The 21,401-nt window shown below is 62.3% G+C and carries 19 protein-coding genes and 1 pseudogene; 7 read left to right on the plus strand and 13 right to left on the minus strand.

Going from position 1 to position 21,401, the window contains the following annotated elements; genetic code table 11:
* The 4 genes and pseudogenes from VFL62_RS18845 to ltnD form a co-directional block, all read right to left on the minus strand.
* Nucleotides 1-1,502: pseudogene (locus VFL62_RS18845) on the minus strand (efflux RND transporter permease subunit); the annotation flags it as partial.
* A gap of 166 nt (nucleotides 1,503-1,668) precedes the next feature.
* Entirely contained in the window at nucleotides 1,669-2,943 is a 1,275-nt protein-coding gene (gene otnK, locus VFL62_RS18850) for a 3-oxo-tetronate kinase (RefSeq protein WP_325173895.1), read from the minus strand.
* Nucleotides 2,940-3,722, minus strand: coding sequence for a 2-oxo-tetronate isomerase (gene otnI, locus VFL62_RS18855; RefSeq protein WP_325173896.1), 783 nt, complete (start codon nucleotides 3,720-3,722; stop codon nucleotides 2,940-2,942). Before otnI ends, otnK begins: the two co-directional genes overlap by 4 nt.
* A gap of 36 nt (nucleotides 3,723-3,758) precedes the next feature.
* Nucleotides 3,759-4,673, minus strand: coding sequence for an L-threonate dehydrogenase (ltnD, locus tag VFL62_RS18860; protein WP_325173897.1), 915 nt, complete (start codon nucleotides 4,671-4,673; stop codon nucleotides 3,759-3,761).
* A gap of 98 nt (nucleotides 4,674-4,771) precedes the next feature.
* On the opposite strand from ltnD, the gene VFL62_RS18865 reads away from it, so the two are divergent.
* A complete protein-coding gene (locus VFL62_RS18865; protein ID WP_325173898.1) occupies nucleotides 4,772-5,431 on the plus strand; it encodes an aldolase in 660 nt (219 codons plus the stop codon).
* 133 nt (nucleotides 5,432-5,564) lie between these two features.
* Here the strand turns inward: VFL62_RS18865 and VFL62_RS18870 are convergent, their stop codons facing one another.
* The 6 genes from VFL62_RS18870 to VFL62_RS18895 form a co-directional block, all read right to left on the minus strand.
* Complete coding sequence (locus tag VFL62_RS18870) at nucleotides 5,565-6,269, minus strand: ABC transporter ATP-binding protein (protein ID WP_325173899.1); 705 nt, start codon at nucleotides 6,267-6,269, stop codon at nucleotides 5,565-5,567.
* Nucleotides 6,253-6,984: an ABC transporter ATP-binding protein gene (locus tag VFL62_RS18875; RefSeq protein ID WP_325173900.1), complete on the minus strand. Its 732-nt coding sequence runs from the start codon at nucleotides 6,982-6,984 to the stop codon at nucleotides 6,253-6,255. Before VFL62_RS18875 ends, VFL62_RS18870 begins: the two co-directional genes overlap by 17 nt.
* The gene (locus tag VFL62_RS18880; RefSeq protein ID WP_325173901.1) at nucleotides 6,981-7,961 is read right to left on the minus strand and encodes a branched-chain amino acid ABC transporter permease; all 981 of its coding nucleotides are present in this window, start codon (nucleotides 7,959-7,961) and stop codon (nucleotides 6,981-6,983) included. Before VFL62_RS18880 ends, VFL62_RS18875 begins: the two co-directional genes overlap by 4 nt.
* Nucleotides 7,961-8,839, minus strand: coding sequence for a branched-chain amino acid ABC transporter permease (locus VFL62_RS18885; protein ID WP_325173902.1), 879 nt, complete (start codon nucleotides 8,837-8,839; stop codon nucleotides 7,961-7,963). The genes VFL62_RS18880 and VFL62_RS18885 overlap by 1 nt, the downstream gene beginning before the upstream one ends.
* Nucleotides 8,840-8,864: 25 nt before the next feature.
* Nucleotides 8,865-10,109: an ABC transporter substrate-binding protein gene (locus tag VFL62_RS18890; protein WP_325173903.1), complete on the minus strand. Its 1,245-nt coding sequence runs from the start codon at nucleotides 10,107-10,109 to the stop codon at nucleotides 8,865-8,867.
* An 81-nt stretch (nucleotides 10,110-10,190) separates the two neighbouring features.
* Complete coding sequence (locus VFL62_RS18895) at nucleotides 10,191-11,009, minus strand: putative hydro-lyase (RefSeq protein ID WP_325173904.1); 819 nt, start codon at nucleotides 11,007-11,009, stop codon at nucleotides 10,191-10,193.
* A 114-nt stretch (nucleotides 11,010-11,123) separates the two neighbouring features.
* Here VFL62_RS18895 and VFL62_RS18900 point away from each other — a divergent pair, with 114 nt between their 5' ends.
* From VFL62_RS18900 to VFL62_RS18910, 3 genes are read left to right on the plus strand one after another with little or no spacing between them, the layout of a single operon-like run.
* On the plus strand, nucleotides 11,124-12,056 hold the full coding sequence (locus VFL62_RS18900; protein ID WP_325173905.1) for a LysR family transcriptional regulator: 933 nt from the start codon (nucleotides 11,124-11,126) through the stop codon (nucleotides 12,054-12,056).
* A gap of 32 nt (nucleotides 12,057-12,088) precedes the next feature.
* Nucleotides 12,089-13,336 (plus strand): Zn-dependent hydrolase, encoded by a 1,248-nt coding sequence (locus VFL62_RS18905; protein ID WP_325173906.1) that lies wholly within the window; start codon nucleotides 12,089-12,091, stop codon nucleotides 13,334-13,336.
* A 28-nt stretch (nucleotides 13,337-13,364) separates the two neighbouring features.
* Nucleotides 13,365-14,279 carry an NAD(P)-dependent oxidoreductase gene (locus VFL62_RS18910; RefSeq protein ID WP_325173907.1) on the plus strand — a complete coding sequence of 305 codons (915 nt, stop codon included), beginning with the start codon at nucleotides 13,365-13,367 and terminating at the stop codon, nucleotides 14,277-14,279.
* An 86-nt stretch (nucleotides 14,280-14,365) separates the two neighbouring features.
* Here the strand turns inward: VFL62_RS18910 and VFL62_RS18915 are convergent, their stop codons facing one another.
* Nucleotides 14,366-15,085: an OmpW family protein gene (locus VFL62_RS18915; protein ID WP_325173908.1), complete on the minus strand. Its 720-nt coding sequence runs from the start codon at nucleotides 15,083-15,085 to the stop codon at nucleotides 14,366-14,368.
* A 234-nt stretch (nucleotides 15,086-15,319) separates the two neighbouring features.
* The gene (locus VFL62_RS18920) at nucleotides 15,320-16,399 is read right to left on the minus strand and encodes a tartrate dehydrogenase (protein ID WP_325173909.1); all 1,080 of its coding nucleotides are present in this window, start codon (nucleotides 16,397-16,399) and stop codon (nucleotides 15,320-15,322) included.
* A gap of 177 nt (nucleotides 16,400-16,576) precedes the next feature.
* Between VFL62_RS18920 and VFL62_RS18925 the strand changes: the two genes are divergently transcribed.
* Nucleotides 16,577-17,353 (plus strand): SDR family oxidoreductase, encoded by a 777-nt coding sequence (locus VFL62_RS18925; RefSeq protein WP_325173910.1) that lies wholly within the window; start codon nucleotides 16,577-16,579, stop codon nucleotides 17,351-17,353.
* A 127-nt stretch (nucleotides 17,354-17,480) separates the two neighbouring features.
* On the opposite strand, the gene VFL62_RS18930 is transcribed toward VFL62_RS18925, so the two are convergent.
* Complete coding sequence (locus tag VFL62_RS18930; RefSeq protein WP_325173911.1) at nucleotides 17,481-18,323, minus strand: alpha/beta hydrolase; 843 nt, start codon at nucleotides 18,321-18,323, stop codon at nucleotides 17,481-17,483.
* Between the two features lie 103 nt (nucleotides 18,324-18,426).
* On the opposite strand from VFL62_RS18930, the gene VFL62_RS18935 reads away from it, so the two are divergent.
* Both VFL62_RS18935 and VFL62_RS18940 read left to right on the plus strand, forming a co-directional pair.
* On the plus strand, nucleotides 18,427-19,854 hold the full coding sequence (locus tag VFL62_RS18935) for an amidase (protein WP_325173912.1): 1,428 nt from the start codon (nucleotides 18,427-18,429) through the stop codon (nucleotides 19,852-19,854).
* A gap of 146 nt (nucleotides 19,855-20,000) precedes the next feature.
* Nucleotides 20,001-21,320 (plus strand): MFS transporter, encoded by a 1,320-nt coding sequence (locus VFL62_RS18940; RefSeq protein ID WP_325173913.1) that lies wholly within the window; start codon nucleotides 20,001-20,003, stop codon nucleotides 21,318-21,320.
* The last annotated feature ends 81 nt before the right edge of the window (nucleotides 21,321-21,401 follow it).

Genomic DNA, 21,401 nt, shown 5'->3' on the forward strand with positions numbered 1-21,401 from the left:
ACGCCGCGCCGTGCTCGTGCTGATGCGGCTTCAGGAGATACATCGCCATGGTCGGCACCAGCGTGCGCGACAGGATGAACGACCAGATCATCGCGAATATCACCGCTTCGGCCATCGGGACGAACAGGAAGCGCGGGATGCCCTGCAGGAAGAACATCGGAATGAAAACGATGCAGATGCAGAGCAACGACACGAACGCCGGCACCACGATCTGCTGCGCGCCGTCCAGAATCGCAGGCCGCACTTCCTTGCCCTGCTCCAGATGCCAGTTGATGTTCTCGATCGTCACCGTGGCTTCGTCGACCAGGATACCGACCGCCAGCGCCAGGCCGCCCAGCGTCATGATGTTGAGGGTTTCGCCGATCGCCGCCAGCATGATGATCGAGCCGAACACCGCGAGCGGGATCGAGGTCGCAATGATGAGTCGAGCGCCAGCTTCCCAGAAACAGCAGGATCATGACGCTGGTCAGCACCGCGGCGATGACGCCTTCGCGCACCACGCCTTCGATCGACGCCGCAACGAAAACACCCTGGTCGCCGACGAATCCGATCTTCAGGGCATCAGGAAGTGAATCCTTGTAGGAAGCAGCTTTGGCCTTGATGCCGGCGATGATGTCGAGCGTCGAGGTGTAGCCGTTCTTCAGCACCATCATCAGCACGGAGCGGTTGCCGTTGACGTGCACGACATTGGTTTGCGGCGGATTGCCGTCACGCACGGTGGCGACGTCGCGGATATAGACGGTGGCGCCGTTGACGACCTTGATCGGCAGGTCGCCCAGTTCGCCGGCCTTCAGCGGCGAGTTGTTGACCTGGATGACGTATTCGAAACTGCCGATCTTCGAGGTGCCGGCCGGCTGAATCAGGTTCTGCGCGGCAAGCGCCGTGGCGACGTCCTGGCCGGACAGTCCGAGCGACTGCAGCTTCTGCGGATCGACGTCGATCTGGATCTGGCGCTGCTTGCCCCCGTACGGATACGGGATTGCGGCGCCCGGCACGGTGACCAGCGGCGTGCGCAACTGGTTGATGGCGATGTCGCCGAGAATTTGTTCTGTGAGGCCCTCGCCCGATAGCGCGAGCTGGATGATCGGAACCGTCGAGGCGCTGTAATTGATGATCAACGGCGGCGTCGCGCCGGGCGGCATCTGCTTAAGGATGGTCTGCGAGACCGAGGTCACCTGCGCATTGGCGGTGCGGATGTCGGCGTTCGGCTGGAAGAAAATCTTGACGATGCCGATGCCGTTATACGAGTTCGCCGTAATGTGCTCGATATCGTTGACGGTGGTCGTCAGGATCCGCTGGTATTGGGTGATGATGCGGCCGGACATCTGATCCGGCGGCAAACCGGTGTACTGCCAGATGACGCCGATGACCGGAATCCGGATATCCGGAAAGATATCGACCGGCGTCCGCAGCGCCGACAGCGGCCCGATAATCAGGAGCAGCAGCGCCAGCACGACGAACGTGTATGGCCGGTTCAGGGCGATACGGACCAGCTCAGTCATGGAACAGCCATTCCCGGATCTAACTTATCGGACGATAATGATGCAGTGCGGCATTTACCTGAAACGCCGCCAAATAGCTAACAACGGAACCGTCAAATCCCTTCAATTCCACGCGAACTTATTGTCGTCGCCAAGCGGCCCGACGTGAGACTGTGCCCGTTCCGGGTTAATGCATCAGCTCAAGGGCGTCGTTAAAGAATCGTGGACCGCCGAAATTGCCTGATTTCAGGGCAAGAATCATCGCGCCTTCCTTGGCACCGACGGCACGCAATACCGGAACTCCTGCCGCGATTTCCGGGCCGACAAGGAAACCCGGGATGCCTAAGCGATCGACGACGGCGCCTGAAGTTTCACCACCGGCCACCACCAGCCGCCGCACGCCGCATCGCACCAGACCTTCGGCGAGATCAGCCATCGCTTGCTCGATGGCATGCCCGGCTGCATCACGCCCATGACGGGATTGCAGGGCTGCGACCTCTTCCGGCGTCGAGCTGGAAGCTATCAGGACCGGTCCCTCGGCCAGTCGCTGCACGGCCCAGGCGAGCGCGCGGGCGACCTCGTCCTGCCCCGTGATAATCCGGTCCGGATCGAGATGAAGCACGGCCATCGTCTCTTCGGCGCTCGCAATCTGCTGCAGCGTCGCCTGGGAGCAACTGCCCGCAAGACACGCGGCCGGCCCGCCGACCGGGGCCTCCGCGAGCTTGCCGGCGTCGCTTTCGCCCCTGCCCGCAGCCACCAGCGCGCGCGCCAGCCCCAATCCAATGCCCGACGCGCCGACCGACAGGCGATGGTCGAGCGCCACAGTTCCGATCGTCTCCAGGTCGAGGTCGAACACGGCATCGATGATAGCCGCGCCAAACCCCTTGGCAGCAAGATCCGCCAGATGTGCGCGCACCGCTTCCGGCCCGCGAACGACGGTTGTGAGATCGACGAGCCCGATCTTGGTCTTGCTCTGACGCGCCAGCACCCGCACCAAATTTGAATCGTGCATCGGGTTGAGCGGATGGTCCTTCAACGGGCTCTCGTTCAGCGGCACGGAGCCGACGAACAGATTACCCTGGTAGACGGTGCGCTTGGTCTCGGGAAAAGCCGGCGTGACCAGAACGATCTTGTCGCCGGAATCGGCGCGCAGCGCATCCATCACCGGACCGATATTGCCGGCATCGGTGGAATCGAAGGTCGAGCAAATCTTGAACAGCACGTGCTCCGCACCGCGGCTGCGCAGCCATTTGTCGGCGGCGGAGGAACGCGTCACGGCAAGGCCTGCCTCGATCGAACGGCTCTTCAGCGACACCACCACCGCATCGACTTCGGGCAATTCGAGCTTGTCGGAGGGAACGCCGATCGTCTGTACCGTGCGCAGGCCCGCGCGCGTCAGCGTATTGGCGAGATCGGATGCACCGGTATAGTCGTCGGCGATACAGCCCAGCGCGAGTTTCACGACGTCTTCCCCACATATGGCTTGAACCACGCCAAACCATCCGTGGTCTTGCCGCGCGGATTATATTCGCAGCCGACGAAGCCGCTGTAACCGAGCCGGTCCAGCTCGGCGAACAGGAAGGGATAGTTGAGCTCCTCGTCATCAGGCTCGTGGCGCGAGGGAATGCTCGCAATCTGGATATGCCCGATCGTCGGCATCATCTCGCGCAGCCGCATGGTGACGTCGCCGTGCAGGATCTGGCAGTGGTAGATATCGAATTGCAATTTCAGGTTCGGAATTTTCAATTCCTGAATCAACTCGTGGGCAAAGCCGAAGTCGTTGAGGAAATAGTTCGGCGTGTTACGCATATTGAGCGGCTCGAGCACGACATCGATACCGTGGGACGCGAAGAATTCCGCCGCATAGGCCACCGACTTGTAAAACGCCTCGACGGCGCGCCGGTCGCCTCGATCGGCCAGCCCCGCCATCAGATGCAACCGCTTGACGCCGGTCGCCTGGGCGTAAGGCAGCGCGGTGACGAGACTCTGTTTCAGATCGTCGAAGCGCTCCGGCAAGGCGGCAAAGCCTTTCTCGCCCGCATCCCAATTGCCGGGCGGCAGGTTGAACAGCGCCTGGGTCAGGCCGTTGCCGTGCAGGCGCTTGCCGATCTCCTCGACCGGATAGGCGTAGGGAAACAGGAACTCGACCGCCGTGAAGCCGGCTTTCGCCGCCGCCTCGAAACGATCGAGGAATGGCACCTCGTTGAACATGAGCGTGAGGTTGGCGGCAAAACGGGGCATCGGTCGTCCTCTTCTCGATGGGGTTGCTGCTCGATGCTACTTGGGCTCGCCGGGAAGATGCGTGCCGGTGACGCGGGCATACATCCGCGCCACCGAGGCATCGTCATCGCGACCCATGCCTGACGCCGCGGTCATCAGAAACATTTGCAGCGCGGCGGCCGAGACCGGAACCGGGAATTTGGCCGATCGGGCCATATCCTGGATGATGCCGAGGTCCTTGACGAAGATCTCGACCGCACTGCGCGGCGTATAGTCGCCATCGAGCACATGCGGCATGCGGTTTTCGAACATCCAGGAATTGCCGGCGGAAGCCGTAATGACCTCATAGACCTTGCGGATGTCGAGGCCTTGCTTGGCGGCAAAGGCGATGGCCTCGGAAGCCGCCGCGATATGAACGCCGGCAAGCAGCTGGTTGATCATCTTGAAGGCCGCGCCCTGGCCCGCGGCATCGCCGAGCTCATAAAGCTTGGCCGCCATCGCATCGAGCGCCGGCCGCGCTTTGGCAAAGGCAGCCGCGCTGCCAGAGGCCAGGATGGTCAACTCACCCTGCGCCGCCCGCTGCGCACCGCCGGAAATCGGCGCGTCGAGATAGTGCCGCCCGGTTGCTTCCAGCTGCTTGGCAAGCCGCCGCGCGATTTCCGGGTCCATGGTCGCGGAGGAAACAAACACCGCACCATTGGCCAGCGTCTCCGCAACGCCGTCCTTGCCGAACAGGATGGCTTCGGTCTGGGCGGCATTGACGACGACACTGACGACGATATCGGCCGCGTCAGCCGCTTCGGCCGGGCTGCTAGCGCCCTTCCCGCCCTCGGCGACGAACTGCTTGACTGCGTCCGCGGCGACATCGCATCCGGTGACCTCGAATCCGGCGCGTTTGAGCGCCGAGGCCATGCCGTACCCCATCGAGCCGAGCCCGATCACGGCGACGCGCGGTTTGGCGGAAGAAGACATGCGGCGTTTCCCTTACATTCTACGGATTTGACCCCTGCCTATCACGGCTTGGCCGCTCTGCCAAAGCATGAGAGAAGGTTGGAAAAGGAAGCGCCACCATGAGCGAAACAAAAATCCGCGAGGAAATCTGCCGCCTAGGGCGTTCCCTGTTCGAGCGCGGCCTGACGCCGGGCTCCTCGGGCAACATTTCCGTCAAACTCGACGATGGCGGCTGGCTGGTGACGCCGACCAACGCTTCGCTCGGCTTCCTCGACCCGACGCGGCTGTCACGGCTGGATACGGCCGGCAAGCTCCTCTCAGGCGATGCCCCGACTAAGGAAGTGCCGCTGCACAGCGCGCTGTACCAGACCCGCAGCGCGGCGCGCGCCGTCGTGCACCTGCACTCGACCCATTCGGTCGCGCTTTCGATGCTGCCGGAAATCGATCCGCGCGCGGCGCTGCCGCCGATGACAGCGTACTACATGATGAAATGCGGCGCGACTGCGCTCGTGCCCTATTACCGGCCCGGCGATCCGGCTGTGGCCGACGCCATCAAGGGGCTCGCGGGGAAATACTCGTCCGTATTGCTCGCCAATCACGGTCCGGTGGTTTCGGGCGACACGCTGGAAGCGGCCGTGTTCGCCGTCGAAGAGCTGGAAGAGACGGCCAAGCTCTATCTGCTGTTGCGCGGCTTGAACCCGCGCTACCTCACGCCGGCGCAGGTCGCAGATTTGACCAGGGTGTTCGGCGTGACGTTACCAGACGATCACCAGCATTGATCTCGTGCCCCGGAGGCTGCGCAGCACGTTGCGATTGCGGCGTGATGCGCCGCTGATCCGGGGCCAATACCAAAACGAGGGTCCTGGCTCTGCGCCGCGTCGTTTCATGCCGCGGCGCGTCCGGGACACGGGATTACAATCCCAGATACGCCTTGCGCACGTCAGGATTGCTCATGATTTCGGACGCCGTGCCCTGCATCTGCAGCCGGCCGGTTTGCAGAATGTAGGCGCGATCGGCGATTTCCAGACATTCGGCGATGCGCTGCTCGACGATCAGAACCGTCACGCCGGTATCGCGGATGCGCTTGACGGCCTGGAGGATCTCATCGACCAGCTTCGGCATGATGCCTTGCGAGGGCTCGTCCAGCATCAGAAGCCGCGGACGTGTCATCAGCGCGCGGCCGATCGCGAGCATTTGCTGCTCGCCGCCGGAAAGCGTCTCGGCGCGCTGCTCGAGCCGTTCGGACAATCGCGGGAACAGCTTGAAGACGAGATCAAGCGGGCCTTCGCGGTCCGCCTTGCCACGGTAGAGATAGCTGCCGAGCCGCAAGTTGTCGCGCACCGACAGCCGCGGAAACAGGCGGCGGTTCTCCGGCACGTAAGCGATGCCGCGCGCCGTGATCAGGTGCTGCGCCATGCCGTCGATGCGGTCGCCATCGAAGGTGACGCTGCCGGAACGCGGCCGCTCGGCGCCGGCAATGGTCTTCAACAGCGTCGACTTGCCGGCACCATTGGCGCCGGCGACGGCGACGACCTCGCCCTTCTCAACCTCGATCGAGACCTGCGAGATCGCAACCAGCCCCTGATAGGCGGTGGTGACTTCACGCACCGACAGCATGACGATCCCCAAGATAGGCCGTGATCACTTTCGGATCGCGAACGACGTCGGCCGGCTTGCCCTCGACCAGGACTTTCCCGAGATCGAGCACGATGGCGCGATCGACCAGCGGCATCACAATCTCCATGACGTGCTCGACCATCAGCACGGTGACGCCCGTGGTGCGCACCTTGCGAACCAGTTCGACGCCGGTCTGCGCCTCGATCGGCGTCAGCCCGGTGAGCACTTCATCGAGCAGCAGCAGTTTCGGCTCGGTGGCAAGCGCACGCGCCACCTCGAGGCGACGCTTCTCCGATGGAATGAGCTGGCTGGCGAGCGTGTTGGCCCGCGCCGCCAGCCCGCAGAACTCCAGCACCTCGTGGGCCTTGCGGCGCGCCTCACGCATCACGGTGGTGCGGATCAGCGCGCCGACGATGACGTTGTCGACCACGGTCATGGTCTCGAAGCTCTTGACGACCTGGAAGGTGCGCCCGATGCCGCGTTCGCAGCGTTCCGCCGCCGATAGCCGCGTGACATCCTCGCCATCGAAGATGATCGAGCCTTGCGTCGGCGTGTAGACGCCCGCGATCAGATTGAACAGCGTCGACTTGCCGGCGCCGTTCGGACCGATCAGGCCGACGATTTCGCCGCGCCCGATCGAGATCGAGACATCGCTGTTGGCGACCAGGCCGCCAAAGCGCTGCCAGATGCCTTTGGTTTCCAACAGCGCGGTCATCGGGCGACTTCCTTGCGCCGGAGCGAAAACAGTCCGACCAATCCTTGCGGCCGCGCCAGCGAGATCAGGACAATCAGCCCGCCGTAGACGATCAGGTCGACGCCGCGGCCGGAGCCGCCGATGAACGAACGGGTCAGTTCCGTGAGCGGAATGAGGATGACGGCGCCGAGCACCGGTCCCCACAATGTGCCGATGCCTCCCAGCACCGCCGGCAGCGCCATCAGCAGCGAGAACTGAAAGCCCATGACGCTTTCGGGATCGATATAGGAGACGAACTGCGCGTAGAAGCTGCCGCCGATCGCCGTCAGGAAGGCCGAGACCGCGGCCGCGCCCATCTTGGAATTGAAGACGACGACGCCGAGGCTTTCGGCGGCATCCGGATTATCCTTCACCGCGCGCCACCAATAGCCCCATTTGGAATCTTCCAGCCACCAGGTGACGAGCCAGGCGATGCAGGCAAGCGCCAGAGCAAAATAGAAGTAAGGCAGCTTGCTGCGGGTAAACTGGAATTTCAGCCAGCTATCGCCGCGCACGGGAATATCGATACCGAGCGCAGCCCCTGCCCAATCCCAGTTCTGGAACAAGAGAAGCGCGGTCTCGGCAATCACGATGGTCGCGATGACGAAATAATGCCCGCGCAGACGGAAACAGGGATAGCCGAGCGCCATCGCGATGGCCGCCGAGATCAAGCCACCGCCGATCATGCCAAACCAGGGCAGCACGCCGAACTTGGTGAAGAGCAACGCCGTCGTATAGGCGCCGAGCCCGAAATAGAGCGCATGCCCGAGCGAAATCTGTCCGCAATAGCCGGAGAGAATGTTCCAGCTCTGCGACAGCGCCGCATACATCAGGGTCAGCACCATGATGTTCTGGACGTAGACGTCCTTCACGAACAACGGGACGGCAGCCGAGATCGCCGTAAAGACGGCGGCGATGACGAGATCGCGGCGGCGGCGCTGGGCGAAAGTCGTATCCATCACATTGACCCGAACAGGCCGCGCGGCCGGATGAAGACCACGAGCAGATAGACCGCGTAGATGCCGATCGATTTCAGCGACGGCGGCAGGATCAGCGCCGTGGACGCCTCGACAAGGCCGACGATCAGTCCGCCGGCGAAGGCACCGAACACGCTGCCGAAGCCGCCAAGCGCCACCGTGACGTAGGCGATCAGCGCAAAGGACGCGCCGACATCGGGATAAATGTAGAAGAAGATCGCCATGATCGCGCCGGCGAGGCCAACGAGCGCTGCGCCCAGGCCCCAGCCGAGCGCAAACACGCGGTTCTTGTCGATGCCAACCAGGGCGACTGCGCCGGCGTCCTCACGCGTCGCCTCAAGCGCCCGGCCGAAGTCGGTGCGGTTGATGAAGAAATAGAGCGCGACGAACGCAGCGATCGCCACGAACGCACCGCATAGCTGCGGCACCGGCAGGAAGATGCCACCGAGCGAAATGGTTTTGCCGCCGAGCCAGGAATGCGTGATGCTGCGATAATCCGGCGTGAAGAAATACTGCGCAAGCCCGCGCATCACGATCGCAAGGCCGAACGTCGAAAAGATCTGCACCATGCCGGCATTGGCTTTGGCGCGCATCGCAAACCGCACGATAAAAAGATAAACCACAGCGCCGAACACGAACAGCGCCGCGGCGACCAGCGGCGCCGACAGTAGCGGGTCGATCGCGAAGAACGCGAACAGGAAGAACGTCGCGTACATCGCGATCATCAGGAATTCGCCGTGCGCGAAATTCACGACGTCCATCAGGCCGAAGATCAGCGCCAGCCCCGCGGCGATCAGGCCGTAGAGCAGTCCCATCAAGAGGCCGCTGGCCAGGCTTTGAATGATGGTTTCGGCGGTCACGCCCCCTGCCCCCGCATAGCGAAATCTACTTCATTGGCCAGGAGGCGTCGGCAACCGCCGCCTGCGCCGGGAAGATGGTGACAAACTTGCCGCCGACATATTGCAGCAGGACCGGATCGGCATCGTTGTTCTGGCCGGTCTCGTCGTATTTGACCCGCTTCCAGGGCATGATGGTCTGGTCGCCGGGAACGTCCGTTGCGGCGAGGGCGTCGCGGATCTTCTCGCCTTCGGTCGATTTGGCGCGATTGATGGCGTCCGCCATCAGGATCAGCGCCATGAACTGCCGCGAGGAGTAATCGTTGAGGTCCTTGCCGGACTTTTCCTTGAACATGTCGTTGATCTTGCCGACCATCGGCCGCTTCTGCGCCAGGTCGAGCGAGAAGGTGCCGCGCGAGATCACGCCTTCCAGCTTGTCGCCGACCGCGTCATAAAGCGCCTTTTCCGAGAAGCCGGCATCCTGCGCCACGATCGCCGGCGGCTTGTAGCCGAGTTCGCCCATGGTCTTGACCAGCAGGATGCCATCGGTGGTGTAGCTCGAAGGCATCAGCACGTCGGCGTTGGCGGCCTTGAGCTGCTGCACTTCGGCAGAGAGCGAGGGCGAATTGGCGCGATACTTGACGTCGGCGACGATCTTGTAGCCGCGCTCGGCGGCGAGCTTGGTCTGCGCATTGGCGGAATCGGTGCCGAAGATCGTGTCTTCATGGAACAGTGACAGGGTTTCGATCTTGGTGCCCTTCTTCTTCATGACGTCGAAGAAGTCGAACATCGCCTTGGAATACATTTCGTCATGCGGCGAGGCGCGGAAATAGAATTTCAGGCCGCGGCGATGCAGGCTCGGCGAGGAGTTGTCCGCCGACATGAACGGGATCTGGTAGCGTTCGCAAATCTGGCTGACGGTGACCGCAACCGCACTCTGATAGGTACCGACGACCGCGCAGACCTTCTCCTGCGTGATCAGGCGCTCGGCTTCGGCGCGGCCCTTCTGCGGATCGGCCTGGTGGTCGGCGAAAACGAGGCGGACCTTGGCGCCGCCGAGACCCGGCAGCCCCTCGCCGCGCGCCAGCGGCAGATCGAAATCGAATTTCTTGTTGATGATCTCGGCCGCGGTCTCGAACGCCTTCTGCGCGTCGACGCCGATCTGGGCGCTCGCGCCCGACAACGGATAGATCACACCGATGACAACTTCGGAGGTTTGGGCACGCGAGGCCATCGGCAGCAGAGCAGCGCTCGCGGTGGCCCCGAGCAACACGTTTCGGCGGGAGATCGTCATCGAAGAATCCTTTTGTATCGCGGCTATGAAACGATTGAGAGCATGCGTAAAGCCTCAAAGAACGGCAAGCGTTGCTTCCGGTTAAAGCACGGCAAGGTCCCTGTTCTGCAAGTCGGTTACCAGCATCAAGCCCGGTGCATGGGTGATAGCAAATGGCACCTTGGCCGCAGCGATCACGGCCTGCGGTGTGACGCCGCACGCCCAGAACACCGGGATCTCGTCCGCTTCGACCGGAACCGGATCGCCGTAATCGGGCCTGGTGATGTCCGTGATGCCGATCAGATGCGGATGGCCCAAGTGAACCGGCGCCCCATGCACCGAGGGAAAGCGCGTGGTGATCTGCACCGCGCGGATCGCTTGCGCCGGTTTGAACGGACGCATCGACACCACCATCGGGCCGGCGAACGGCCCGGCCGATTGGCAGGCGACATTGGTCCTGTACATCGGCACGCGGACGTCGCGCTCGATATGGCGGATCGGCAGGCCTTCAGCCAGCAACGCTTCTTCAAACGAGAACGAACAGCCGAGCACGAAGGCGACGAGATCGTCACGCCAGTGCGCCTTGACATCGGTCGGCTCGTCGATCACCTCGCCGTCGCGCCAGACGCGATAGCGTGGCACGTCGGTGCGAATGTCGAGGTCGAGTCCGAGCGAAGGAATGCGGGGATCGCCGACATCGGACATGCCGATGATCGGGCACGGCTTGGGATTGAGCTGGCAGAAACGATGAAACGATGCCGCGAATTTTTCCGGCAGGATCGCAAGATTGCCCTGAACAAAGCCCTTGGCGACGCCGGCAGTGGATCCCGTCTTTCCCGAACGGTAGGCAAGTCGGGCCTCCCGGCTTGGAAGTAAATCTCCGTCCTCACGAAACGGCTGCACTGCCGCAGAAATGGTCATGATGTCTTCCTGCCCATGATCTCGACATCAGTGAAACTCACACGTACTATAAAGTCTAATCTTACTTTCTAATCAGTTTGGATAAGCCATGCTTATCAGAGCAGGACCGGCAACATGGTGGACTTCAAGTCTATCGAGACATTCCTTTGGGTGGTGACGCTCGGCAGTTTCCGCGGTGCCGGCCAGCGCCTTAACACCACGCAGCCCGCGATCTCGCAGCGGATTGCCCAGCTCGAACGCGAACTCGGCGTCAAGCTGTTGAACCGCGATCATCGCGTGGTGTCGCCGACCGCGAGCGGCCGGCAATTGATGCATTATGCCGAGAAGCTGATCGGTCTGCGGGCCGAGATGATGTCAGAAGTCGGCGATCGTTCGGCGATGCGCGGCGTGCTGCGGCTCGGCGTCGCCGAAACCATCGTGCACACCTGGCTGTCGCGGCTGGTCAAGAGCGTCAACACCGACTACCCCAACCTGTCGCTTGAGATCGAGGTCGACATCACACCAAACCTGAACGCCCGCCTGATGGGACAGGAAATCGAGCTCGCTCTGTCGCTCGGGCCAATCGCGACCTCCGGCGTGCGCAACCGCGTGTTATGCGACTACCCGATCGGGTTCCTGGCAAGCCCGTCGCTCGGTCTGCCCGCCGGCCCGCTGAAGGCGAAAGACCTCGCGAAATTTCCGATCATCACCTTTCCGCGCAAGACACAGCCTTATGAGACCGTGCGCTCGCTGTTCAACCGGCCTGACCTGCCGCCGATCCGCCTGCACGCCAGCGCCTCGCTCGCGACCGTGATCCATATGGCGCTCGAAGGCCTCGGTATTGCTGTCATTCCGACCTCCATCGTGGAAAACGAACTGGCGGACGGAAGGCTTCGGCTGCTTTCAACCGACCTTAAGATCCCGCCTTTGACGTTTTGGGCGAGTTGGCTGGAATCGCCGGACACGCTCGCGGTCGAACGCGTCGCCGACCTCGCTGCCAGGATCGCGCAGAGCAGCGCTGCAACGGACGGTTCGATCATTGACGCGCCGCGAAGGGCGCGTCATTGAATCAGGGCCCGTCCCTATCACCGGAAAATCTCATGCCCACCGCATCTAACCTGCAAATCGACTCCGCCCGCCTCTGGGGCACGATTCACGAGACCGCCAAATTCGGCGCCACCCCGAAAGGCGGCGTGCGGCGGCTGACGCTGGGTCCCGAAGACAAGCAGGTGCGCGACTGGTTTCGCAAGGCATGCGAGGCCGCCGGCCTCGAAGTACATGTCGACGCGCTGGGCTCGATGTTCGGCCTGCGCAAGGGCCGCGACATGTCGAAGGCGCCGATCGGGCTCGGCTCGCATCTCGACACCCAGCCGACCGGCGGCAAATACGACGGCGTGCTCGGCACGCTCGCCGCGCTCGAAGTGGTACGTACGCTCAATGACGCCGGCATTGAGACCGAAATTCCGATCTGCATTGCCAACTGGACCAATGAGGAAGGCTCGCGCTTTGCGCCGGCGATGATGGCGTCTGCGGCCTATGTCGGCGATTTCACCACCGATGATATCCTCTCGCGCAAGGATGCCGAAGGCGTGACCGTCGGCGAGGCGCTGGACAGCATTGGCTACCGCGGCGATAAGCCGGTCGGCTTCCAGAAATTCTCAGGCTTCGTCGAGCTGCACATCGAGCAAGGGCCAATTCTCGAAGCCGAAGGCAAGACCATCGGCGTCGTCGATTCCGGCCAAGGCGTGCTGTGGTACGACGGCAAGATTGTGGGCTTTGAAAGCCATGCAGGTTCGACGCCGATGCAGCTTCGCCGCGATGCGCTTGCAACCTTGTCGGAGATCGTGCTCGCAATGGAGGCGATCGCCAAGAAGCACGGACCGAATGCTGTCGGCACCATCGGCGAGGCGGTCATCGCGAATCCCTCGCGCAACGTCATTCCCGGCGAAATCGCCTTCACGATGGACTGCCGCAGCGCCGATGCCAAAATCATGGACGCGCTGGATGCAGACCTGCGCGCCGCCATCAAGGAGATTGCAGCGCGGCGCAAGGTCGAGGTTACGGTCGATCTGATCTGGCGCAAGCCGCCGACCCATTTCGACCCGAAGCTTGTCGATGCGGTGGAGAGCGCGGCCAAGAAACTCGGCTTCTCACATCGCCGCATCACGTCCGGCGCCGGACACGATGCCTGCAATCTCAATACGAAGATTCCGGCCGCGATGGTGTTCGTGCCCTGCAAGGACGGTATCAGCCACAACGAATTGGAAGACGCGACGCAAGTCGATTGTGCGGCGGGCGCCAATGTCCTGATGCATACCGTGCTGGCGCTCGCCGGCGTCGCGTCGTGAGCCTGTCTTAAGGACGAAGGAGAGTTTCGTGCGCGGCGTTTTTGTCGATGCTGACGATTCGCTTGCCGATATTTTCGAGCGGCTGAACGAACCCGGCGATCCCGCCGTGCGCGTCAACCGTGACCCCGACATCAAATCCGCTGACATGCCGGCGCTGGTCGACGGCGCCGAAGTCGTCGTCATCGACCACACCGAATTGCCGACGGACGTTGCCAAGCGCTGCAACGGCCTCAAGCACGTGGTGTTCCTGGGGACCGGCGCGCGCAGCTACATGAACCCGGATGAACTTGGCCAGCTCGGCATTACCGTTCACCTGATCAAGGGCTACGGCGATACGGCGGTCGCCGAATGCGCGATCGCGCTGATGTGGGCGGCGGCGCGCGGTATTGCGACGATGGATCGTGCGATCCGGGCCGGAAACTGGCTGGGCGAAGACGGCATGCAATTGACCGGCAAGACGCTTGGCCTGATCGGCTTTGGCGGCATCGCGGCCGAGGTGGCCCGCATCGCGCTGGGCAGCGGCATCAAGGTGATCGCCTGGAACCGCTCGCCAAAACAATTTTCCGGCGTGGAGTTCGCTTCCGTCGAGACGCTGCTGGGACAGAGCGACATCGTGTCGCTCCACCTTCTGCTCAACGACGAGACGCGCGGCTTCCTCTCCCGCGAACGCATCAACGCGATGAAGCCGGGGGTGATCCTGATCAATACCGCGCGTGGCGCCGTGGTCGACGAAGCGGCGATGATCGAGGCTTTGAAGTCAGGCCATATCCGCCACGCCGGGCTCGACGTATTCAACACCGAGCCGCTGCCATCAGGCCATCCGCTGACCAAAATCCCAAACGTCACGCTGTCGGCGCATGCCGCGTTCCGCACACCGGAAGCGAGCGAGAACCTGATCCAGGCTGCGTGGGAACATTGCCGAAGGATCGCGAAATCGAACTGACCGGATCAAACGAACCGGTCGCTCCGTCGCAAAAACAGGCGGAGCAGATCGTGACCTGCCCCGCTCGGTAACCACCTGCTATTGTCTCAGAACTTGTAGGTCAGACCCGTGCCCACAAGCCACGGATCGAGATTGACTTTGCCGGTCACCGGAACAGCGCCGTTGAGCGTGCCATTCCAGTTTGGTTCAAGCCAAAGCTTCTTGAGATCGACGTTCCATCCGACGTGCTTGTTGATCATGACGTCGAAGCCGACCTGCACGACAGGCGCAAATGCGTTGTGCAGATGACTGGACGTTACGACCGTGCCAGCAGCGTTTGCGGCATTGCCGGCTGACTGATCGAAGAACACCGTGTAGTTCACACCGGCGCCGATATAAGGCTTGAAGGCGCCCAAATCAGTAAAATGATATTGCAGCGTCAGGGTCGGGGGCAGCAGCCAGGAGCTGCCAACAGGAAGACCGTTTGTCGCCGCCACGCCGGTGCCGGTGATGTCGTGACGGGTGACGCCGAGGATCAACTCGGCCGCAATATTCCTGGTAAAGAAATACGAGATATCAAGCTCGGGCGTCAGGTTGTTGGTGACCTTGACGCCTGATCCCGGCACCTGATCCACCGACCCGGAGTCGTTGGGGATGACGCCAAGCGCACGCAGACGGATCATCCAGGGATTCCATTCATCGGCCACAGGCGGCGGAGCCTTGTAATAAGGCGCCGCCGGTAGATCGGCCGCCGAGCCCACACCTGCGAAACCAAAAAGGCCGATGGCCAAGGCCAGCGATCCGACCTTCGTCTTAATTCCAGTCATCTTGAAACGTCCCAATGTATCGGCGGCGGGAAGGATTCGCGCAGCCAACGGGACATGAAGGAAGGTTGGGTCGCAAGAATTTGCGCTGGATCAAACTCGCGCGCTAGCCACCGCAGATTGGCGGTAGCTGTTGCACGCAGGATACAGTTGAACGCTTCGTTCTATCGGATTCCTGCAGGCAACTCTCCTGCCATTGTCATCTCTGCGGTTGTCACGATGAACTCCGGTACGAATCTACTCCACCATCTCCGCAACCGCTTTGCCGCAAGCGGTGGTGTCGGCATTGCCACCGAGGTCGCGGGTGCGCAGCGTGCGCTCGCCGAGCGTACGCTCGATCGCGCTGACGATGGCGGCTGCCGCGTCCTTCTCGCCGAGATGTTCCAGCATCATCGCGCCCGACCAGATCATGCCGATCGGGTTGGCAATGCCCTGCCCGGCGATGTCAGGCGCCGAGCCGTGCACCGGCTCGAACACGGAGGGATAGTCACCTTCGGGATTGATGTTGCCCGATGGGGCAATGCCGATGGTACCGGTGCAGGCCGGGCCGAGGTCGGAAAGAATATCGCCGAACAGGTTCGAGCCGACCACGACGTCGAACCAGTCCGGATGCAGCACGAAATTCGCCGTCAGGATGTCGATGTGGAACTTGTCCCACTTCACTTTCGGATAGTTCTTGGCCATCGCTTCCACACGCTCGTCCCAGTACGGCATGGTGATCGAAATGCCGTTGGACTTCGTTGCCGAGGTCAGGTGCTTCTTTGGCCGGGAGGCGGCGAGTTCGAAGGCGAATTTCAGGATGCGGTCGACGCCGGTGCGCGTCATCACCGTCTGCTGGGTGACGAATTCGCGGTCGGTGTCAGGGAACATCCTCCCGCCGACGGATGAATACTCGCCTTCAGTGTTTTCGCGCACCACCCAGAAATCGATGTCGCCGGGCTTGCGGCCGGCCAGCGGCGACGGCACGCCCGGCATCAATCGTACCGGGCGCAGGTTGGCATATTGATCGAACTCTCGCCGGAATTTGATCAGCGAACCCCACAAGGAAACGTGATCGGGAATTTTCGCCGGCCAGCCGACCGCGCCGAAGTAGATCGCATCATGCCTGCCGATCTTGTCCTTCCAGTCATCCGGCATCATCTGGCCGTGCTTTTCGTAGTAGTCATAGGACGCGAAATCGAAATGATCGAAGTGCACGGCGACGCCATGCTTCTTCGCCGCGGCCTCGATGACGCGCAGCCCCTCCGGCATAACCTCCTTGCCGATCCCGTCGCCGGGAATGACTGCGATCCGGTATTGCTTTTTTCCGCTGCTCATCGAAAGAATCCCTGGGTTCGCCGGCCTGTCGATCGGCCGGCTTTGCGATGGCCCCTGCAATGGACCAAACAGGGTTTGCGCGCAACGGTGCAGTGCAAGATTGACCGCCGCCGGAGGGGCGGCCTAAGTGAAAATGTCCCTCATTTCCTTCCCGCCACCCATTTAGCGAGCAATCCCATGGATCTTCATCTGCGCGGCAAACGCGTCCTCATCACCGGCGCTTCCAAGGGCATTGGCGCGGCCGCCGCCGAAAGCTTTGCCGAAGAAGGTGCGAACCTGCTTCTGGCTGCGCGCAACGCCGAACAGCTCAAGGCGGTCGCTGAACGCCTGCGCTCGGCGCACCAGATCGATGCCGCGACGATCGTCACGGACCTGCGCAAGCCCGAAGACATCACACGGCTGGTGAAAGAGGCCGCCGACATCGACATCCTCGTCAACAATGCCGGCGACATTCCCGGCGGCTCGATCGACAGGATCGACGAGGCCACCTGGCGTCATGCCTGGGAACTGAAGGTGTTCGGCTATATCAACATCACGCGCGCGATCTACGCGCAGATGAAAGCGCGTGGCGGCGGCGTCATCGTCAACGATATCGGCGTCGCCGGCGAGAAGTTCGATGCGAACTATATCTGCGGCTCGACTGGCAACGCCGCGATCATGTCGTTCACCCGCGCGCTCGGCAGCAAGAGCCTGGCCGACAACATCCGCGTGGTCGGCATCAATCCGGGCCCGGTCGGCACCGACCGCCACGTCACGCTCTTGAAGACCCGCGCCAAGAACCAGCTCGGCGACGAAAATCGCTACAAGGAATTTCAGAAAGGCTTACCGCTCGGCCGCCCCGCGCATCCGCGCGAAATCGGGGACCTGATGGCGTTCCTAGCCTCCGACCGTTCAGCCTACACGTCAGGCGTGATTTATACCGTCGACGGCGGCATCGCAGCCGGCTGGGGCTAGCCTTCTTGTCCCGGACGCGATGCAGCGTTCATATGCTGCTCCGCAGAGCCGGGACCCACCGACAACCCACCACGATCCCGGATCAGCAGCGCATCCCTCCGCGCTGCACAGCATCCGGGAAACGCAACTACACCCGCTCGATGATCTCGCGGATCATCGTCGTGATCCGTCCCGCGGGCGATGCCATTTGATCCATGATGGTGAAATGATTGGCGCCGGGGATCTCTTCATAGATCACCGGCAGCGCGTGATAGGCGCGATAAGCGGCAAAATCGGCGGTCTGCTGGCGCAGCAGCGGCAGCTCCGCACCGCCTACGGTCAGCGCCATCGGCTTGGCCCCGTGGGTCAGCAGCATCGGCGAATTACGCCTGGACATCGCCTCGTCGAGGCCGAGTTTGACGTTGAGATAAGAGTGCCGGATCGGCTCGAGATCGTAGATGCCGCTGATCGCCACCCCGCCTTTGATGTGCTTGTTTTGCATCGCCATCGACGTCAAGTGACCGCCGGCGGACCAACCGGAGGCCACCAGGCGGCTGGCGTCGGCGCCCAGCTCCGCCAATCGGCCGGCGAGATGGTCGATCCCGGCGTGAATTTCCGCGACGATCTGCTCGAGCGTAACTTCGGGCGCGAGCGTATAGCCGATCAGCGCAACATTGATGCCATGCGCCATCGGGCCTGCCGCGAACATCGTGAAGAATTCTTTGGCGCGCATCTGCCAATAACCGCCATGGATGAACAGCAGCGTCGGCGCGTTCGGAGCCGCCTTAAGGAAGTCGATGCGGTTGCGCGCACGGGGGCCGTAGGCGAGATTGAGGTGGGCGCCGTGCCTGGCGCGCATTTCCGCCGAAAGCTTTCCCCACCCGTCCACCATCTCGCCGCTGCCGGCAACCGCCGCCGAGTTGTTCAGACCGCTGTCGAGCGCCTCCTGACTGAGGCTGCGCCAGTCAAGCTCCTCAAACGGCGTGGTCATGCTGCTGTCTCCGCCCATCTGCCTACTTTCGGTCCTTGTCGTAGGGCGTTTTACGGGGTTAGACAATCGTCTATCAAAAATCGGCCACTCAAGGGAAAGCCCGATGCCATCGGATCAAGCGCTCATACGGTCAACGGCATGCGCACTCGTCGACCAACTCCGATCCGGCGAGGTCACGCCATTGGACCTGCTCGATGCACTCGAGAACCGCATCGCCGAGGTCGATCCCAAAACCAACGCATTGCCGATCCTGTGTTTCGACCGGGCGCGCGCCAGCGCCAAGGTGCTGATGCAGAGACCGGCCGGGGAGCGAGGCTTGCTCGCCGGACTTCCGGTCCCGATCAAGGACCTCACCAACGTCGCGGGCGTGAAGACCACGCAGGGGTCGCCGATCTTCAAGGATACCGTCGCCAGGCAGTCCGACATCGTCGTCGAGCTGCTCGAAACCAATGGCGCCGTCGTCTACGCCAAGTCCAACACCCCGGAATTCGGCGCCGGCGCACACACCTTCAACGAAGTATTTGGCGCGACGCGCAACCCGTGGAACACGTCGCGCTCCGCTTCCGGCTCTTCCGGCGGCTCCGCGGTGGCGCTCGCGACCGGCATGGCGTGGCTTGCGCACGGCACGGATATGGGCGGCTCGCTGCGCAATCCCGCGAGTTTCTGCGGCGTGGTCGGCCTGCGCCCGAGCATCGGCCGCGTGCCGCATAGTCCGGCCTTCAAGATCGACCGCAACCTGACGGTCCACGGCCCGATGGCGCGCAATGTCGAGGACATCGCGCTGTTGTTGGACGCGATGAGCGGCGAGCACCCCGCCGATCCCTTGTCCCTGCCCCGCCTGCCGACGTCATTCCTGTCGGCCGCCCGGTCCGGCAACAAGCCGAAGCGCGTCGCCTACTCGCCCGATCTTGGCATCACGCCGGTCGATCCCGAGGTCGCAGCGATCACGCGCAAAGCGGCCTTGCGCTTCGCCGAGGCGGGCGTCGTTGTCGAGGAAGCTCATCCCGATCTGCGCGAAGCCCATGAATGCTTTCACGTGCTGCGCGCCTTCGATTTTGCGATCTCCAAAGCCGCGCTGCTGCGGAACAAGCGCGATTATCTCAAACCGGAAGTGATATGGAACATCGAAGAAGGTCTGAAGCTTTCCGTCGAGCAGCTTGAACGCGCCGAAGGACAACGGGTTGCGATGGCCGCACGCATGCTCGAATTCTTCAACAGCTATGACCTGCTTCTGACGCCGGCGACGATCGTTGCCCCGTTCCCGATCGAAAACCGCTACGTCGCCGAATGCGCCGGCAGGAAGTTCGACAACTATGTCGTATGGCTCGGCATCGTCTACGCGATCACGCTCACCTGCTGTCCGGCCATGTCGTTGCCTTGCGGGTTTACCGCCTCGGGGCTTCCGGTCGGCATGCAAGTGGTAGCCCCGCCACGCGGCGAACCGTCGCTGCTCGCCGGCGCCAAGGTGCTGGAGGACATTCTGGGCCTGCGCGATGCCACGCCGATTGACCCCAGACCGGCCCGGCAGTAATCCGCACGCCACGAACTTCAAGAAGCGAGGCGATCAGTGGAAGCTGGCGGGCGGCTGTTCCGCCGCTATAATCCGCCTCAAGCAATAACCACTTGGCCGGCCGCTGGTGCGGGCAGCCTTCAAAAAACAGTTTCGGGGGAGAAAACGTGACCGAACAGACTGCAAGCGCGACCGACCGTCTCGATATCCAGGACGTCGAGCGCCGCGTGAAGGCGATCTTCATTGGTTCCGTCGGCAATCTGGTCGAGTGGTACGACTTCTACGCTTATACGGCGTTCGCCCTCTACTTCGGCCCAGCGTTCTTCCCGAACAGTGATCCCGTGGTGGTGCAGCTCAACGCCGCCGTGCTGTTCGCCGCGACTTTCCTGATGCGACCGCTCGGGGGCTGGTTGTTCGGCTACATAGCCGACCATCATGGCCGCCGGCTGTCGCTGACCTTGTCCGTGGTCTTCATGTGCTTCGGCTCGCTGATCATCGCGGTCACCCCGACTTATGCCTCGATCGGCATCGCCGCTCCCGCGATCCTGGCGCTGGCGCGCATCATCGAAGGGTTGAGCCTCGGCGGCGAGTATGGCGCCAGCGCCACGTATCTCAGCGAGGTCGCTGACGCCAAGCATCGCGGATTCTACTCGAGCTTTCAGTACGTCACCTTGATCGGCGGGCAACTCACCGCAATCATTGTACTGTTGCTGTTGCAGAAAGTGTTTCTGACTCCAGAAGAATTGAGTGCATGGGGTTGGCGGATCCCGTTCGTGATCGGAGCGGCGCTCGCGATTTTCGCTGCCGTCATGCGCCGTAATCTACACGAGACCGAAGCGTTCGAAGAAGCCAGGAAGGTTGTGAAGCCGACCGGCTCGATTCTCGGCCTTTTGCAATACCCCCGCGAGCTTCTGCTGGTAGTCGGGCTGACCGCGGGCGGCACTGCGGCCTTCTATACGTTCACGACTTACATGCAGACTTTCGTCAAATTGTCGGTCGGCCTCACCGCGGATCAAACCACCATAGTGATCTTCGGCACGCTCGTCTTTGCAACCCTTCTGCAACCGGTCTATGGGGCCCTGTCGGACCGGATCGGCCGCAAGCCGCTCCTCATCTTCTTCGGTGTCGTCGGCACGCTCGCCACTGTGCCGATCCTGACCGAACTGAAGGGAAGCAAATCGCCGTTGATGGTGTTCCTTTTGATCTGCGGGGCCTGGATCTTCACCGCCGGCTATACCTCGATCAATGCGGTGGTGAAGGCGGAGCTGTTTCCGACCAAGATCCGAGCGCTTGGCGTCGGCATCCCCTATTCGATCACGGTCTCGATCTTCGGCGGCACGGCGCCCGCGGTTGCACTCTATTTCAAGAGCCTCGGGCATGAGGATTGGTTCTACTATTATCTCTCCGGCATCATTTTTCTGTCGCTGATCATTTACTCGACGATGCGCGATACCAAGCATGAATCGGCGATGCATCGGCACGAATAGAATGATCGTTTCTCACCTTTCCTTTTGGGAGAGGTGAAATTTTGAGCCTGGTGAAAAATTCCGGTGAGGGGTTAAAGTCTG

The sequence above is a fragment of the Bradyrhizobium sp. genome (assembly GCF_035701725.1).
In the GTDB taxonomy this organism is placed as follows: domain Bacteria; phylum Pseudomonadota; class Alphaproteobacteria; order Rhizobiales; family Xanthobacteraceae; genus Bradyrhizobium.

Excerpts from the sequence above, each read along its gene's own strand:
- otnI (WP_325173896.1), bottom strand. The coding sequence starts at position 3,722 with ATGCCCCGTTTTGCCGCCAACCTCACGCTCATGTTCAACGAGGTGCCA.
- ltnD (WP_325173897.1), bottom strand. The coding sequence starts at position 4,673 with ATGTCTTCTTCCGCCAAACCGCGCGTCGCCGTGATCGGGCTCGGCTCG.
- VFL62_RS18865 (WP_325173898.1), top strand. The coding sequence starts at position 4,772 with ATGAGCGAAACAAAAATCCGCGAGGAAATCTGCCGCCTAGGGCGTTCC.
- VFL62_RS18870 (WP_325173899.1), bottom strand. The coding sequence starts at position 6,269 with ATGCTGTCGGTGCGTGAAGTCACCACCGCCTATCAGGGGCTGGTTGCG.
- VFL62_RS18875 (WP_325173900.1), bottom strand. The coding sequence starts at position 6,984 with ATGACCGCGCTGTTGGAAACCAAAGGCATCTGGCAGCGCTTTGGCGGC.
- VFL62_RS18880 (WP_325173901.1), bottom strand. The coding sequence starts at position 7,961 with ATGGATACGACTTTCGCCCAGCGCCGCCGCCGCGATCTCGTCATCGCC.
- VFL62_RS18890 (WP_325173903.1), bottom strand. The coding sequence starts at position 10,109 with ATGACGATCTCCCGCCGAAACGTGTTGCTCGGGGCCACCGCGAGCGCT.
- VFL62_RS18895 (WP_325173904.1), bottom strand. The coding sequence starts at position 11,009 with ATGACCATTTCTGCGGCAGTGCAGCCGTTTCGTGAGGACGGAGATTTA.
- VFL62_RS18900 (WP_325173905.1), top strand. The coding sequence starts at position 11,124 with ATGGTGGACTTCAAGTCTATCGAGACATTCCTTTGGGTGGTGACGCTC.
- VFL62_RS18905 (WP_325173906.1), top strand. The coding sequence starts at position 12,089 with ATGCCCACCGCATCTAACCTGCAAATCGACTCCGCCCGCCTCTGGGGC.
- VFL62_RS18915 (WP_325173908.1), bottom strand. The coding sequence starts at position 15,085 with ATGACTGGAATTAAGACGAAGGTCGGATCGCTGGCCTTGGCCATCGGC.
- VFL62_RS18920 (WP_325173909.1), bottom strand. The coding sequence starts at position 16,399 with ATGAGCAGCGGAAAAAAGCAATACCGGATCGCAGTCATTCCCGGCGAC.
- VFL62_RS18925 (WP_325173910.1), top strand. The coding sequence starts at position 16,577 with ATGGATCTTCATCTGCGCGGCAAACGCGTCCTCATCACCGGCGCTTCC.
- VFL62_RS18930 (WP_325173911.1), bottom strand. The coding sequence starts at position 18,323 with ATGACCACGCCGTTTGAGGAGCTTGACTGGCGCAGCCTCAGTCAGGAG.
- VFL62_RS18935 (WP_325173912.1), top strand. The coding sequence starts at position 18,427 with ATGCCATCGGATCAAGCGCTCATACGGTCAACGGCATGCGCACTCGTC.